This is a genomic window from Rhizobium sp. RU35A (assembly GCF_900156005.1).
Classification (GTDB): domain Bacteria; phylum Pseudomonadota; class Alphaproteobacteria; order Rhizobiales; family Rhizobiaceae; genus Neorhizobium; species Neorhizobium straminoryzae.
Map to the genome: position 1 here is coordinate 56,986 of NZ_FTMR01000005.1, position 14,566 is coordinate 71,551.

The 14,566-nt window shown below is 62.9% G+C and carries 9 protein-coding genes; 5 read left to right on the plus strand and 4 right to left on the minus strand.

Annotated elements, in window-relative coordinates:
- Positions 1–114: 114 nt before the first annotated feature.
- The 5 genes from F3H95_RS12645 to metF all read left to right on the plus strand — a co-directional run bounded on the left by F3H95_RS12645 (position 115) and on the right by metF (position 9,622).
- On the plus strand, positions 115–2,421 hold the full coding sequence (locus F3H95_RS12645; RefSeq protein WP_149746480.1) for a methyl-accepting chemotaxis protein: 2,307 nt from the start codon (positions 115–117) through the stop codon (positions 2,419–2,421).
- A gap of 192 nt (positions 2,422–2,613) precedes the next feature.
- Positions 2,614–4,860, plus strand: coding sequence for a methyl-accepting chemotaxis protein (locus F3H95_RS27465; RefSeq protein ID WP_149746271.1), 2,247 nt, complete (start codon positions 2,614–2,616; stop codon positions 4,858–4,860).
- Between the two features lie 405 nt (positions 4,861–5,265).
- A complete protein-coding gene (locus F3H95_RS12655) occupies positions 5,266–7,548 on the plus strand; it encodes a methyl-accepting chemotaxis protein (protein ID WP_244618002.1) in 2,283 nt (760 codons plus the stop codon).
- A 149-nt stretch (positions 7,549–7,697) separates the two neighbouring features.
- Positions 7,698–8,717, plus strand: coding sequence for a metalloregulator ArsR/SmtB family transcription factor (locus F3H95_RS12660; protein WP_149746272.1), 1,020 nt, complete (start codon positions 7,698–7,700; stop codon positions 8,715–8,717).
- The gene (metF, locus tag F3H95_RS12665) at positions 8,714–9,622 is read left to right on the plus strand and encodes a methylenetetrahydrofolate reductase [NAD(P)H] (protein WP_149746273.1); all 909 of its coding nucleotides are present in this window, start codon (positions 8,714–8,716) and stop codon (positions 9,620–9,622) included. The genes F3H95_RS12660 and metF overlap by 4 nt, the downstream gene beginning before the upstream one ends.
- Before the next feature lie 661 nt (positions 9,623–10,283).
- Here metF and F3H95_RS12670 read toward each other — a convergent pair.
- From F3H95_RS12670 to F3H95_RS12685, 4 genes are all read right to left on the minus strand, one after another.
- Entirely contained in the window at positions 10,284–11,480 is a 1,197-nt protein-coding gene (locus F3H95_RS12670; RefSeq protein ID WP_149746274.1) for a lytic murein transglycosylase, read from the minus strand.
- A 98-nt stretch (positions 11,481–11,578) separates the two neighbouring features.
- Complete coding sequence (locus tag F3H95_RS12675; RefSeq protein ID WP_143126123.1) at positions 11,579–12,394, minus strand: GH25 family lysozyme; 816 nt, start codon at positions 12,392–12,394, stop codon at positions 11,579–11,581.
- Between the two features lie 159 nt (positions 12,395–12,553).
- Positions 12,554–13,240 carry a class I SAM-dependent methyltransferase gene (locus F3H95_RS12680; RefSeq protein ID WP_149746275.1) on the minus strand — a complete coding sequence of 229 codons (687 nt, stop codon included), beginning with the start codon at positions 13,238–13,240 and terminating at the stop codon, positions 12,554–12,556.
- A complete protein-coding gene (locus F3H95_RS12685) occupies positions 13,240–14,487 on the minus strand; it encodes a DUF3419 family protein (RefSeq protein WP_149746276.1) in 1,248 nt (415 codons plus the stop codon). The genes F3H95_RS12680 and F3H95_RS12685 overlap by 1 nt, the downstream gene beginning before the upstream one ends.
- Positions 14,488–14,566 lie beyond the last annotated feature (79 nt).

Below are 14,566 nucleotides of genomic sequence, written 5' to 3' on the forward strand. Positions count from 1 at the left end.
AGTTCTTAACCCGTTTGTGTACGCTTCCCCGCATTGCCAAGGGGAGTACCGACGGTGTCGATACGAAACATTCTGTTTGCAGCATTCCTTATCGTCAGCGCTGTGCTGGCGGTCATGGTGGGAAATTCCACCTATCAGGCCTATCGCCAGTTCCAGAGTTCGGACCGGGTGGAGATGCTGGCGCGCTATGACAAGGCGCTGTTTCTGGCGCTGCTCAGCTTCCGAAGCGAGCGGGGCGACAGCGCGACCGCGTTGACGCTGGCGCCGGACAAGGCGGCGGCCTCCATTGCCAGCTTCAAGGGCATGCGTACGAAGGTGCAGGCGGCGATGGCCGATGCTGCGATCATTGCCGCCGACTTCGAGGATGCTGACCTCAAGAGGGCAATCGCAGATCTGAACACGGTCTATGCCAGCTTCGATACGCTGCGGAAGAAGGTGGATGCCAATATCGAGCTGCCGCTCGACAAGCGCGAAGCCGGCCTCGACAAGGCTGTGCTGTCGCAGGGCAATGACCTGATCGCCAGCCTTGAAAAGACCTCCACCACGGTCGAGGGTGCGATCCGCAGCCTGGATGAGACCAAGCTTGCGCTGATCCAGACGCGTTCCTATGCCTGGGCTGCCCGCTCCCTCGGCGGTTCTGCCACGGTCATTCTCAACGGCGTGATTGTCCAGAACCGCAAGCCGGATGCGACGGAAATCGGCAATCTCACCTCGTTTGATGCCGGTGCTGCCTTTGCCTGGCGCGCGGTCGATACACTCATCAGCCATCCGTCCACGCCGGTACCCCTGAAGGAACGTTATCTCAAGGCAAACGAGGGCTATTTCAAGGGTGACTTTGCCACCTGGCGGTCCGGCATTGTCGCGAAACTCGTTGCGGGCGAGGGCTCGCCCGTCGGGATCGACGAGTGGCGTCCAAAGGTGACGGCTGCACTCGGATTGATCGCCGATGTCGCCTCGCTTGCCATGGACAGTCTCAACGAAAGTGCGGCCAACAGCCGCTCAAGCGCGCAGGTGAAGCTTATCGGCTTCTCGGCGCTCTTCGTCATCGTCATGGCCATCGGTATCGGCGGCATGGCGACGGTGGTGCTGCGGGTCGTCCGTCCGATCGGTCGCCTGACGCGTTGCATGAACAGTCTTGCCGAGGGCAATCGCAATGTTATTGTTCCCGGCGCCGCCCGTCATGACGAGATCGGCGAGATGGCCCGTTCGGTCGAGGTTTTCCGCCAGGCGGCCATTCGCAATGCCCAGTTGGAGGCAGAGGCAGAGGAAAACCGCCGCCGCGCCGAAGCGGAACGGGAAGAGTTGCAGCGCCGCGCGGAGGAGGATGCCAATGACCGCCTGAACAGGGCAACGGGTGCGCTTGCCGCGGGCCTGAAGCGGCTGGCCGCCGGCGATCTGCTCTGCGAGATCCAGCAGCAGTTCGCGCCGCAGTTCGAGCCGCTGCGTCACGACTTCAACACGTCGGTCTCGCAACTGCGCGACATGCTGCTGTCGGTCGGCCAGTCGGCGACCGTGGTCAATGGCGGATCCGCCGAAATTTCCGGCGCCTCGGACAATCTCGCCAAGCGGACGGAACAGCAGGCTGCCTCGCTCGAGGAAACGGCGGCGGCGCTGGAGGAGATTACCACCAATGTGAAGATGACCTCGCAGCGGGCGGTCGAGGCGCGTGATCTTGTCCGTGGCGCCCGCGGCAAGGCAGATCAGTCGGGCGTCGTCGTCGACAATGCCGTGCGCGCGATGCAGCGTATCGAGCATGCCTCCGGGCAGATCAGCCAGATCATCTCCGTCATCGACGAGATCGCCTTCCAGACCAATCTGCTCGCGCTGAACGCTGGTGTTGAAGCCGCCCGGGCCGGCGAGGCGGGCAAGGGCTTTGCCGTTGTCGCCCAGGAAGTGCGCGAACTCGCGCAGCGTTCCGCCAATGCCGCCAAGGAGATCAAGGTCCTGATCGGCAATTCCGAAACGGCTGTCAACGAAGGCGTCAAGCTGGTCAATGAAACCGGCTCCGGTCTGGCGGCAATCGCTGAAGTGGTTCAGGCGATCAGCGGCCATATGGATGCGATTGCCTCTGCCGCGCAGGAACAGTCATCAGGCCTCGGGGAGCTTAACACCGCGGTCAATCAGATGGACCAGTCCACCCAGCAGAATGCGGCTATGGTCGAGGAAATGAATGCCGCCGGCGTCAGCCTCGCGCAGGAAAGCTACAAGCTCAGCGAGCTCCTGTCGCACTTCCAGCTTGGCTCCGCCCGCCAGCCGGCAGGTGTGTCGACCCAGCAACTGCGGGCAACGGGTACGCAGATGAGAGCCGCCGTCGCGCCGCCAGCGCCCCGCCCCTCGTCGGCAGGCCGCATGTCGGCTCCGGCACCGCGCATCCAGGGCAATGCCGCGCTTGCGCAGTCCAAGGACTGGGAGGAGTTCTGAGGTCCGGCCCGCTGTTCAATACGGCACATCAGGCATATATATTTCGTAGCGCTCCGAAAGAAATCGATCAAGAAACACAAGGCCCCGCACCGCAACGCAGTGCGGGGTCTCTCATATTTTAGGCGGTTTTTTAACCCAAATTTGGGATGGCATCCTTTAATCATTGTGCATTGCAACACAAATGGGATTGCCATGACACTCTCGCTCAAGTCCATTTTGGTCGGCATTTTCGCAGCGCTCAGTTTGCTTGTCAGCGTGCTGGTCGGCTCAGCCTTCCTGTCTTCCATCGGCGATTATCGCCGCTATGACGAAATCGTGCGGCTGGCGGCGTTGGACCAGGCCCTGTTCAACACCCTGCTGGCCTTCCGCAACGAGCGCGGCGACGGGCCGCCAGCTCTGGCGCTTCCGTCCGACAAGGCCGATGGTGCGATCGGCCAGTTGCGAAAGGACCGCGCCGACACGGTGCAGGCCTGGGCGGATGTCTTGTTCTCCCGGCCTTATGTTAGCGCTAACATTCTGGAGGAGCCGCTGCGGTCGGTCGCTGCGGACTATCGGATGGTGGAGAGCGTCCGGGAGCGTCTCGATCAGATGCTCACCCTGCCGCTCGACAGCCGCGACAAGGCTTTCGGCACGATCTGGATGAATGAGACCCAGAAGTTCCTCAACAGCATGGAGAACGCTTCCGGCCTGGTTGGCGAGCGCATCCGGGCCTTGGATCCGGCCATGGTGCCGGTCAGCCAGATTGCCTCGTCCTCCTGGAATGCCCGTGTGGCCGCCGGCAATGTCTCGCTCGTCATCAACGAGCCCGTCGCCAGCCATCGTGGCTTCAGCGAGGATGAATATGCCCGCATCATCGTCGGCGAGGCACGCATCAGCGCCCTCTGGCAGATCGTTGGCGCGCTTGTGGCACATCCGGCCACGGCACCGGAGCTGAAGGCCGCCTATGCCAAGGGCAATGCGGATTTCTTCACCAGCGATTTCGCGACCCGCCGCAAGCAGCTGATTGACAGCCTGCATCAGGGCAAGGCTCCGGCCATGGGGACCGATGAATGGCGCGCCGGCAACAAGGCGTCGCTGGCCTCCGTGGCCGAAGTGGCTTCCGTTTCCCGTCAGGTGCTGCTGCAGCGGGCCGAGGCGACGAAGTCTGACGCGCTCGGCCGTGCCGTGTCCTATGCGCTGCTGTTCATCGCCACGCTTGTGTTCGCCGCCGCTGGCATGGCCATCATCGTGCTGCGCGTGGCGCGTCCGATCGGCCGTCTCACGGACTGCATGGATGCATTGGCGCAGGGGAACCACGCCATCGGTGTTCCCGATCTTTTGCGCAAGGATGAAATCGGTGGCATGGCCCGTTCAGTCGAGGTCTTTCGACAGGCGGCCATCCGCAATGCGGAGCTGGAGGCCGAGGCCGAGGAAAGCCGGCGCAGCGCGGAGGCCGAGCGCGTGGAAATCCAGCGTCTGGCGGAGAGGGACGCTGATGCGCGCCTCAATGCCGCTACCCGCGCGCTGGCCGCCGGGTTGCAGCGTCTGGCCTCCGGCGACATGCTCTGCGAGATCGACGAGGCCTTCGCACCGCAGTTCGAAGCCCTGCGCCTCGACTTCAACCGCTCCGTTGCGCAGCTCCGATCGACGCTGCTGTCGGTGGGGCATGCGGTGACGGCCGTGACGAGCGGCAGCGGCGAGGTTGCCGGTGCGACGGAGGAGCTGTCCCGCCGCACGGAAGGTCAGGCATCTTCGCTGGAAGAGACGGCCGCGGCACTGGAAGAAATCACCGCCAACGTGCAGTCCACCTCGGCGCGCAGCGGAGAGGCACGCGATCTCGTGCGCGCCGCCAGCAGCCAGGCGGAGCAATCCGGCGTTGTGGTTGGCAATGCCGTTGCCGCGATGGAGCGGATCGAGACGGCTTCGCACCAGATCGGCCAGATCATCAGTGTCATCGATGAAATTGCCTTCCAGACCAATCTTCTGGCGCTCAATGCGGGCGTGGAGGCGGCACGCGCCGGGGACGCCGGCAAGGGCTTTGCGGTCGTTGCCCAGGAAGTGCGCGAGCTTGCCCAGCGCTCAGCCAATGCCGCCAAGGAGATCAAGACCCTGATCGGCAATTCCGAAGTGGCGGTGTCCGAAGGGGTCAGGCTGGTCAATGCCACGGGCGAGGGGCTTGGCATGATTGCCGGGCTTGTCATGGCGATCAACACTCACATGGACGCCATTGCATCCGCCGCACAGGAGCAGTCTTCCGGCCTTCGTGAAGTGAACACCGCCGTCAACCAGATGGACCAGGTGACCCAGCAGAATGCGGCGATGGTGGAGCAGATGAGCGCTGCCAGTGCCGGCCTGGCACAGGAGGCGATGCAGTTGTCGGCCCTGCTCCAGGGCTTCCGGATCAGCCCGTTCTCCCCGCCGGTGTCAGCACCGGCCCAGGGCGGCCGTCGCGCTGCATGATGCCAGGAGCCGCCGGCCCTGCTGACAGGCATGGCCGGCCATCACGTTTTCGCTTGGCGGATAAGGTCTCTTCCGCCCTCCGTGACTGAGGCGGAAGCCATCAGGAGGGGCGGCGCCACGGGTGCCGGCCTGCCCGCATCTGCACGGAGACCAGCCGCACCTTCAGCCGTGCGGCGCATGCCGGCGAGGCAGACGAAACCTGAAGATGATCCGGCGGGTTTGCCTGTCCAAAGCCCTTTGGTTCTCCGACTGCAAGGAACCATCGGTTATTTCTTTGCATCGCCCATAAACTGATCCTCAACCAGACTTCGTTGTCTACTGATCTTAGCCCGGGCCCGGGCAAGATTGATCATGGGGTCACTGCAGAGCACATGGGGCTGCAGTTGACGAGAGGGGGATAATCTATTGATTTCATTTGGCAGAATTCCGTTTCGCAAGGCGCTTTCGCTCCTCAGCTTCGTTCCGCTCGCTGCCGTCGTCGGCCTCGGTGCCGCGGTTGGTTGGAAGAGTTATGAAAACTACGACAAGCTTGAGCGCGCGCATGCGATGGCAATGCTCGCGCGCGGCGGCGGCGAGATGATGATGATCATGCCGATGGATGCCTCGGCATCTCCCGCAGAACGTCCGGCGATCCGTGCCACGACCGATCAGATCTACAAGGACATGACTGCACAACTCGGCCACCTGAAGGAACTCGGTTATGCGGACCCGTTCACCCAGAAGCTGGTGGCGGACCTTGAAGCGAACTATGCCCGCATTCCCGAATTCCGCCAGCTGCTGGATGCCGGCGACACCAATCCTCTGCTGCCCCTGCGTTATGCGCAGCCGATGGCCTCGGCTGCTCTGGCGCTGGCCTCGCGCGCCGGAAGCCTGACCGATGACGTGGCACTTGCGCGTGACATTCGCGGCTACCACGCCTGGATGAAGGTCAACGAAGGCTATCTCGTCCTGAACCGAATGGCCCAGTTCTACATCAAGAACGGCAGGTTCGGGAAAAGCGAGCAGGCGCGTTTCGATGGCGCGATCAACCAGATCCGCAATTTCGAACCCGCCTTTCGTGAACTCATCGCCCCTGATCTGCTGACGCGCTATGATGCGTTCTTCATGACGCCTGAGGGCGGGCTTATCACCAACATGATCAAGGCCATGGAAAGCCTGGAGGATTTCAAGGGCAAACCAGAAGAGTTCAGCCCCTTTGTCGAGGCGATGAACAAGCGGCGTGACTATGTGGCCGGCCTCCTGCGCGAAAATGGTGGCAAGCTTATTCAAAACGCCGAGGCCCGTCTGGAGTCTGCACGGACATCCATGATGCTGATCATGGGAGGCCTCACGATCTTCGTGCTCATGGTCGTCGCCTTTGGCGCGGCTATCACGCGCAGCCTTTCCTCTTCAATCCGCCGCATCGCACGCTCGATGACCGGTCTGGCGGATGGCGATACCGCCAGCAGCATTCCCTATACCGACCGCTCTGACGAGATCGGCGACATGGCGCAGTCTGTGGAAGTGTTCCGTCAGGCAGCAATCCGCAATGCACAGCTGGAGGCTGACGCGGCGGCAGGCCGCTCCCGCGCCGAAGTGGAGCGCGCTGAAATGCAGGCGCGGGCCGAAGCTGAGGCCGAGGAGCGCCTCGGCCAGACGACCCGCACCTTCGCGACCAGTCTTCGTCGTCTGGCGCAGGGCGATATGCTCTGCGAGATCGACACGCCGATGTCGACCCAGTTCGAGGCGCTGCGCGCCGACTTCAACACCTCGGTTCGCCAGCTGCGTGAGGCACTGCTCAGTGTCGGCCATTCTGTCTCCACCGTCACCGACGGTTCACGGGAAATCTCCGACGCGTCCGACAACCTGTCGAAGCGCACCGAGCAGCAGGCTGCCTCGCTGGAGGAAACCGCTGCCGCCCTTGAGGAGATCACCGCGAATGTGATCGCCACCTCCAAGCGTTCCGCCGAAGCGCGTGACGTTGTGCGTGAGGCCCGCAGCCGGGCGGACCAGTCCGGCGGCGTGGTGCGCAACGCCGTCGTTGCCATGGAACGCATCGAGGAAGCCTCGCGCCAGATCAACCAGATCATTTCCGTCATCGACGAGATTGCCTTCCAGACCAACCTGCTGGCGCTCAATGCCGGCGTCGAGGCGGCGCGTGCCGGCGAGGCGGGCAAGGGCTTTGCCGTGGTTGCCCAGGAGGTGCGCGAACTCGCCCAGCGCTCGGCCAATGCCGCCAAGGAGATCAAGGCGCTGATCGGCAATTCGACGGCAGCCGTTTCCGAAGGTGTGAAGCTGGTCAGCGATACGGGGCAGGGGCTGAGTGCCATCGAGCAACTTGTGCAGACGATCAACGCCCATATGGACGCCATTGCGACCGCCGCGCAGGAACAGTCCTCGGGCCTCGCCGAGGTCAACACCGCCGTCAACCACATGGACCAGGCGACGCAGCAGAATGCGGCGATGGTGGAAGAGATGAACGCGGCCGGCGCCGGCCTTGCCCAGGAAAGCTACAAGCTGAGCGAGCTTCTGTCGCACTTCCAGCTGGGCTCCGCGACGCAGCAGCTGCGGGCGACGGGCGCGCAGATGCGGGCGGCATCTTCTGCCGCGTCATCCCGCCCTGTATCGACGGCTCGCACTTCTGCTCCGGCACCGCGGGTGCAGGGCAATGCTGCCCTGGCCGCCTCCAAGGACTGGGAAGAGTTTTGAGCGCTTGCTCTTGCCGAAGCGCACAGGCAAAAGGGGCGGCCATCGGGTCGCCCTTTTCAATTTTGTCCGTCCAAGTCGAATCCAGCTTGCCTTGTTGATCTAAACCACATAAAGATATCTTTATATGTTGATTGAGATTGGGTCGCGCGATGAGCTTGTCGCTGGATAGCCTCGTTGGAATTCTGAAGACGGCCGGGGAACCCACCCGGTTCCGTCTGATCGCGCTTCTCGCGGGGGGCGATCTGACGGTGAGTGACCTGACCGATATTCTCGGCCAGTCGCAGCCGCGTATCTCCCGCCATCTGAAGCTCCTGGCCGAGGAAGGGCTTATCGAGCGCTACCAGGAAGGCGCCTGGGCCTATTTCCGCCTCAGGCAGGAGGGCGATGCCGCCATTCTGGCGCGCAACCTGCTGCAGTCCGTCGATGCAGGCGATCCGGTTCTGGCGCGCGACAACGAGCGTCTGCAGGCGGTCAAGCGGACCCGGGCTGAACGGGCCCAGGCCTATTTCAGCCGCAATGCTTCCGAATGGGATGCACTGCGTCGCCTGCATGTCAGCGACACCGATGTCGAAGCCGCCCTGCTGCGGGTGCTGGGCGAGGAGCCGGTCGACGCGCTGCTCGACCTCGGCACCGGCACCGGTCTTGTTCTGAAAATGCTGGAGGCCTCCTATCGCCGCGCCGTCGGTATCGATGCCAGCCGCGACATGCTGGCGGTGGCCCGTGCCAATCTCGACAAGGACGGCATTGTCAAGGCGAGCGTACGCCATGGCGATATCTTCAACCTGCCGCTCGAAGCAGGCGATTTCGATCTGATCACCATTCACCAGGTGCTGCACTTCCTGGACGAGCCGGAACGGGCCATCACCGAGGCGGCCCGGGTGCTGCGTCCCGGCGGACGCCTGGTGGTCGTTGATCTTGCCCCGCATGCTTTTGATTACTTGCGCGATGAACATGCGCATCTGCGCCTGGGCTTCTCCCACCAGACGGTGGCCGAGTGGCTCGAAAAGGTCGGTCTGACCGTATCCGACGTGATCGACCTTCCGCCGAAGCAAAAGGAGGCGGCTTCGGCATTGACCGTCACCATCTGGCTTGCCCATGCGCCCGCCGAGGCTGCAGTGCCGGCAAGGCCTTATCCCGTTCACTCTCTTCTGTCGGAAGTCGTGTCATGAACCCTGTTGCCAAAGCACCCCGTTCCGAATCGGCCCTGCGGGTATCCTTCGAGTTCTTCCCGCCGAAATCGCCTGACATGGAGCAGCAGCTCTGGCAGACGGTGCGTGAGCTTGCCCGCTACAATCCGGATTTCGTCTCCGTCACCTATGGCGCCGGCGGCACCACGAAGGCGCCGACCTTCTCCACCGTGGAGCGGATGATCGGTGAGATGCGCCTGCCGACGGCCTCGCACCTGACCTGCGTCGATGCCGACAAGGCGGAGACCCATCAGGTGATCGCTGACCTGCGCAAGCTTGGCGTTCGCCACATCGTGGCGCTGCGCGGTGATCCCGCCAGCGGCATCGGCACCGCCTACCAGCCGCATCCACAGGGCTATGCCAATGCCGCCGAGCTGGTGGCGGGCCTTAAGGAGATCGGTGGCTTCGAGATCTCGGTTTCCGCTTATCCGGAAAAGCATCCGGAAAGCGCCGATGTTTCGGCCGATATCGCCATGCTGAAGCGCAAGGCGGATGCGGGGGCTGACCGCGCCCTGACACAGTTCTTCTTCGACAATGACGTGTTCGAACGCTATCTGGATCAGGTGCGGGCGGCCGGCATCACCATTCCGGTCATTCCGGGCATCATGCCGATCCAGAATCTCACGCAGCTGAAGCGTTTCGCCAGCCGCTGCGGTTCCACGGTGCCGGCTTTCCTCGACGCGCGTTTCGAGGGGCTGGATGACAAGCCTGAGGATCGTGCGAAGGTCGCGGCCGATGTCGCGGCCGAGCAGATCGAGGATCTGATGCGGCGTGGTATTTTCGATGTCCATCTCTACACGATGAACCGCACGCCGCTGGTGGCGAGCGTGCTGCATCGTCTCGGCATTCTGCCGGTAGAAGCGGCCCAGGCCGGGGCGGCGGCCTGAGCCATCGTCAGGCGCGGGGCGAGTGACTCTCGCCCGGTCGCGGTTGTTCTTTTTTCAATCGGTATCGGTCAGCTCACCAGCCCTGACCATGGCCCGCTTCCCTCATCCGGGAAGCTGTCTGCTCAAACAAAGAGCATGGATGCAACGAACAGAAATGCTGCACCGACGAGAAGGACATTGAAGGAATGCGTGCGTCCCATGTCTGCCTCCTTGCGTTAACACACAGAATGTAAGTGCATTTTGCGAGACTTGAAAAGAAAATAATGTGCTGCATTGCGGCACGTTTTCGCCACAGTTGTGTTCGGCCTATGTTCAAGTCATTGAACATAAACGTCTTTTCAATTAACGGTCCTGGTAAATAAAGAGTGTAGAAAACTCTGCTCGTCGTTAACGCGCGTCACATTTCGTGAGGAATCGCTGCCTGCGAGGCGATGCATGTCGCGCTTTGCGACGTCCGGGTCTGGTGGAAATCGGCTGTTGCGCTGCAGCACGGGCGTGCCCCGGCAAGGGCAGTGTGCTGCCGATTCCTGATGCGACGGGTGTCCGGGCACCACAAGCAAAAGGGAGCGGATGGCGGCCGGATCGGCCCACACCCACTCCCGATGATGTGCATGCATGATGCGACGCTCCGATGGAGCCGGCGCGTGACGTCTGGACGCCCTCAGAGAGCGTTCAGCAGGGCCGGCGTCGGCCAGCCGTCGGCTGGCATGCCAAGGCGCTGCTGGGCCTTCTGTACCGCAATGCGTGTGCCGGACCCCAAAATGCCGTCGATATCGCCCACATCATGACCGACGCCGTCGAGCTTCGTCTGCAGCACCTTCATTTCCTCCACGCTGAGGCCCTGCTCGGGATTTCCCTTGGCATAGGCTGGCGCGCCGGAAAGACGGGTCGCGAAATAGGCGGCCGATGTCGTGTAGATGAACGACTTGTTCCACTCCAGATAGATCGAAAAGTTCGGGTAGGTGAGGAAGGCCGGCCCCTTGCGGCCCTGCGGCAGGATCAGCGCGGCCGGCAGGCTGCCGAACGTTGTGTTTCCGTCGCGGGGTTTCACGCCGAGGCGGAACCATTCCGAGGCGGGAATCTCGTTGCCGAGCCCGCTCTTTTCCCAGGGCAGGCTCTCCGGCACCTCGACCTCCTGGATCCAGGGCTGGCCGGCGCGGAAGCCGAGGCTCTTGATGAAGGAGGCTGCGGTCAGGATTGCGTCCGGCGCACTGGTCTTGACGTTGATGTGGCCGTCGCCATCGCCGTCGACGCCATGCGCGATGATGTCCTTCGGCAGCATCTGGACCTGGCCGATCTCGCCCGCCCAGGCGCCGGTATTGGTGGCGGGGTCAAGGTCGCCATGCTGCACCATCTGGATGAGCGCGATGAGTTGCGGACGGAAGAGCTCCGGGCGGCGGCAGTCATGCGCCAGCGTGACCAGCGCATTGCGCGTGTTGAAATCGCCCTGCACGGCACCGAAATCGGTTTCCATCGCCCAGAAGGCGGCGATCACGCCGGCCGGCACGCCGAACTCTTTTTCGGCGCGGGCAAAGACGTCCGCATACTGTTTCATTTTCTGCCGGCCGATGTCCAGGCGCCCCTGGCTGACCGTGCGCTGCGAGAATTCGAGGAAGGTCTGCCGGAACACGCCCTGCGCGCGGTCGCGCGACAGCACCTTCTGGTCGATGACGGCGCCAGCCAGCGCCTTGTCGGCCGCCGCCGCCGGAATGCCGATGGTAACGGCTTCCGTCTTCACCCCCTGCAGGAAGGACGCAAGGTCGCCACCACAGGCCGCGCTCTCCGCATTGGCGGAGGTGGCGAGAAGGGCGGCAAGGCCAAGCGCAAGGCAGGCGGGGCGGGTAAAGGCAAACGGCATCGGACAATCCTCATTCGGTCGAGCCCAAGCTCTCGGCGAGCTTTGTGACGGAAGATGGGCGACAGCCGGCTTTCGGCAAGCTCCGATATGCGACGTGGTTAGCGGCTTGCGATGGTGGTGCCGGCAGCGTTTACCTCGTTGAGGGCTGCAAGCCAGTCCTGCCACTCCTTCTTGGAGCCGGCAAACACGTTGATGTCGGTGCCGCCCTTGATGCCGGGGATGACGCCCGTCGACGTATACTGCCAGAACGACCAGCGCCGGCCCTGATAGGTCTTGTCCGGATGGGCGGCGACGGAGCGCACCCAGAAGGGGCGGTCCTCGAAGGTGCCGACGAGATTGTCGCGGTGGAAATCGACGGAGGTGTAGATGATCGGCCGCTTGCCGTAATAGGCCTCCAGCCGATCCATGAAGCGCTTCAGTTCGATGCGCACGGTTGCTGCCGGCGGGCGCGTGCGGCAGGTCTTGGAGGTATGGTTCCACTCGACGTCAACCACCGGCGGCAGGAAGCTTGCCGCCTTCGGCACATTGGCGATGAACCAGTCCGCCTGTTCGTCGGCGCTCGAGCAGAAATAGTAGAAGTGATAGGGCGCGTAGGGCAGGCCGACAGCCGCGGCGGAGCGCCAGTTGGTCTCGAAGGCGGGATCGATCACGTCCTTGCCCTCGGTCGCCTTGATGAAGACGAAGGAGACGTCCGAGCGCTTGACGGTCTGCCAGTCGATGTCGCCATTCCACTTGGAGATGTCGATGCCATGCACCGGATGACGGTCCGGATGGTTGCGGCCAAAATCCTGCGGATCGGTGTCGTGGAATTTTGTCTTGCGGATCGACCCCGTGGACATGAAGTCATAGCCGACCGAGCTGCATCCGGTGGCCAGCAGCGATGTGGCAAGAAGGACAGCAAGCAGCCGGGGCATTCGTCGATCCATGCGAAAAGAGATGAGGGCGCCATGCGAGCGGTGACGCGCGAGGCATGAGGATCTATGAATAGCTCCATCGTGGTAAACGATTGGTTAGAATCCGCTTGCCCAAGCGGCGTATATCAGGGAATTCTGATGTTGTCGCGCAACGATCCGTCAATTGCGTCCGGCCTGATCGTCCCGTCGGCGTATGATCACCCGCCAGGCATAGCCGCCATAGAGCGGCTGGAACATCATGTCCGCCCCGAATGGTGAAAGCCTGGACTCGATGGCTTCGGCGAGTGTTGCGCGTGGCGTGACGTGGAAACGGGCAAGCCAGGCCCTCAACGCGGTGCGGAACCAGCCGGGCAGTTGTTCCTGCTGACCGAAGTCGACAATGTGCAGAGAGCCGCCGGGCTTGAGTGCGCCAAGGGCTGCCTCGATCGCCTTCTCCCAGTCCGGGATCATCGAGAGGGCATAGGAGATCAGGATGCGGTCGAAGCCTGCAACGCCGAATTCCTCCGCCTGAAAGGTCGTGGCATCGGCCACCTTCACCTGCGGCGTCACGGCTTTGCCGCGGAAATTCGCACGGGTCGTCGCCAGCATCTCTGCGGAAATGTCCAGGCCGTAGAGATGAGCGGTCGGGAAGATGCGATGGGCAAGCAGAAGGTTGCGGCCCGTCCCGCAGCCGACTTCCAGAAGAGTGCCGCTCTTCGGCACCTGCAACTCGCGGATCGCGCGGTCGCGGCCGAGCAGGTAGTATTTGCGGGTGATGTCGTAGATGTGCCGCTGGTAGCGGTACATCCGGTCCATCCGGGCGGCGTGCTCCACGGCTGCCGCCGAACCGGCGCCGTCCAGGCTCATCACGCCGTCCTCGTGTAGATATGGAAGCCGCCGTAGATCGCCGACCGATCCTGCAGGTTCAGTTCCTGCGAACGCCCGGCGAGGTAGGTCCACTGGCCGTGAATGGCCGGCGACAGACGGTCCTCGATGATGCTCTTCTCGGCAGCGGTGCGGAAGATCACGCGGGCGCCGGGCGCGGCCGTGCGGGTGATCTCGGCCCAGAGTTCGTTCAGCTGGCGGTCGTTCATCCAGTCCTGCGCATCAAGCAGAACGTAGCGATCTACAGTGCCGGCTGCCTTTTCCGAGAGAAGCTCGGTGAAGGTGGCGTGATGCACTTTCACACGCGAGACATTGTTGCGGATCTGACGATAGTGTTCCGGCTTCAGATAGGTCGGCAGCTGGCCTTCATGCGGCCTGGCGTAGCGGCGGACGAAGGCCTGCCAGGCGAAATAGTTGTCGCGCAACGGAAAATGGCAGGCGAGCTTTTCCAGACGCTGGCGCAGCACCGGTGCGATCGAGCCTTCGGCGGCAAGACTTGCCAGTTCGTCATACTGCTGCGGGGGAATGCCGAGGCCGAACAGCGAGCTCTTGCGGCTGGTCAGCCAGCGAATCAGCGGCTTGTCGAACAGCGGCGCGATGTGGCTTTCGAAGAACTGGCGCTGTTCGCGCAGCGAGCGGGCATTGGCCATTTCGGTGAGGTCGACGCCATGCAGCCGCGCCAGCAGGTGGCCGGCCGCGATGAAGCGGCCGAGCAGGCCGGTGCGGTAGATGTTGCGGTCGAACACCGAGATGCGGCGGCGGCCGCTCAGCGTGCGCTTGTCCCAATAGGCGCGGGTCGCGGCATCGAGCTTCGGTGCGATGAAATTGTCATAGGCCTTGGTATTGGTACGCGTGTTTTCAGACGCCAGTAGCCGCACCACGTCGCTGTGGTTCGGGAGTGCCGAAAAAGCAGCCAGTTTCAAGCGGTTGAGCGCGATGTGGTGAGGATTGAGATCAACGACGTCGATCGAGGCCGGCTGGCAGGAGAGATAGGCCAGCATGTTGCAGCCACCCGAACCGATGGTGACGATGCTGTGACCTTCGCGCAGCTCCATGCCGGCCATGTCGACATCCGGATCCTCCCAGATTTGCGGATAGACGAGGCCGGAAAACATCAGGCCGAACAGCCGTTCTGACAGCCCGCTCTTCGACAGGGCCTTGTGTTGCAAGAGCGCAGTCTTCAGCTTGCCGTTCTTGAGGAAGCCGACGTCCGGTACGATCTCTGCCATGCGCTGCACCTTGTCCCCGTCATGAGTTTCGCAAGCGTCTAGCCGTCTGGTGCTACAGTTTGATGACGTGGCAAACCGC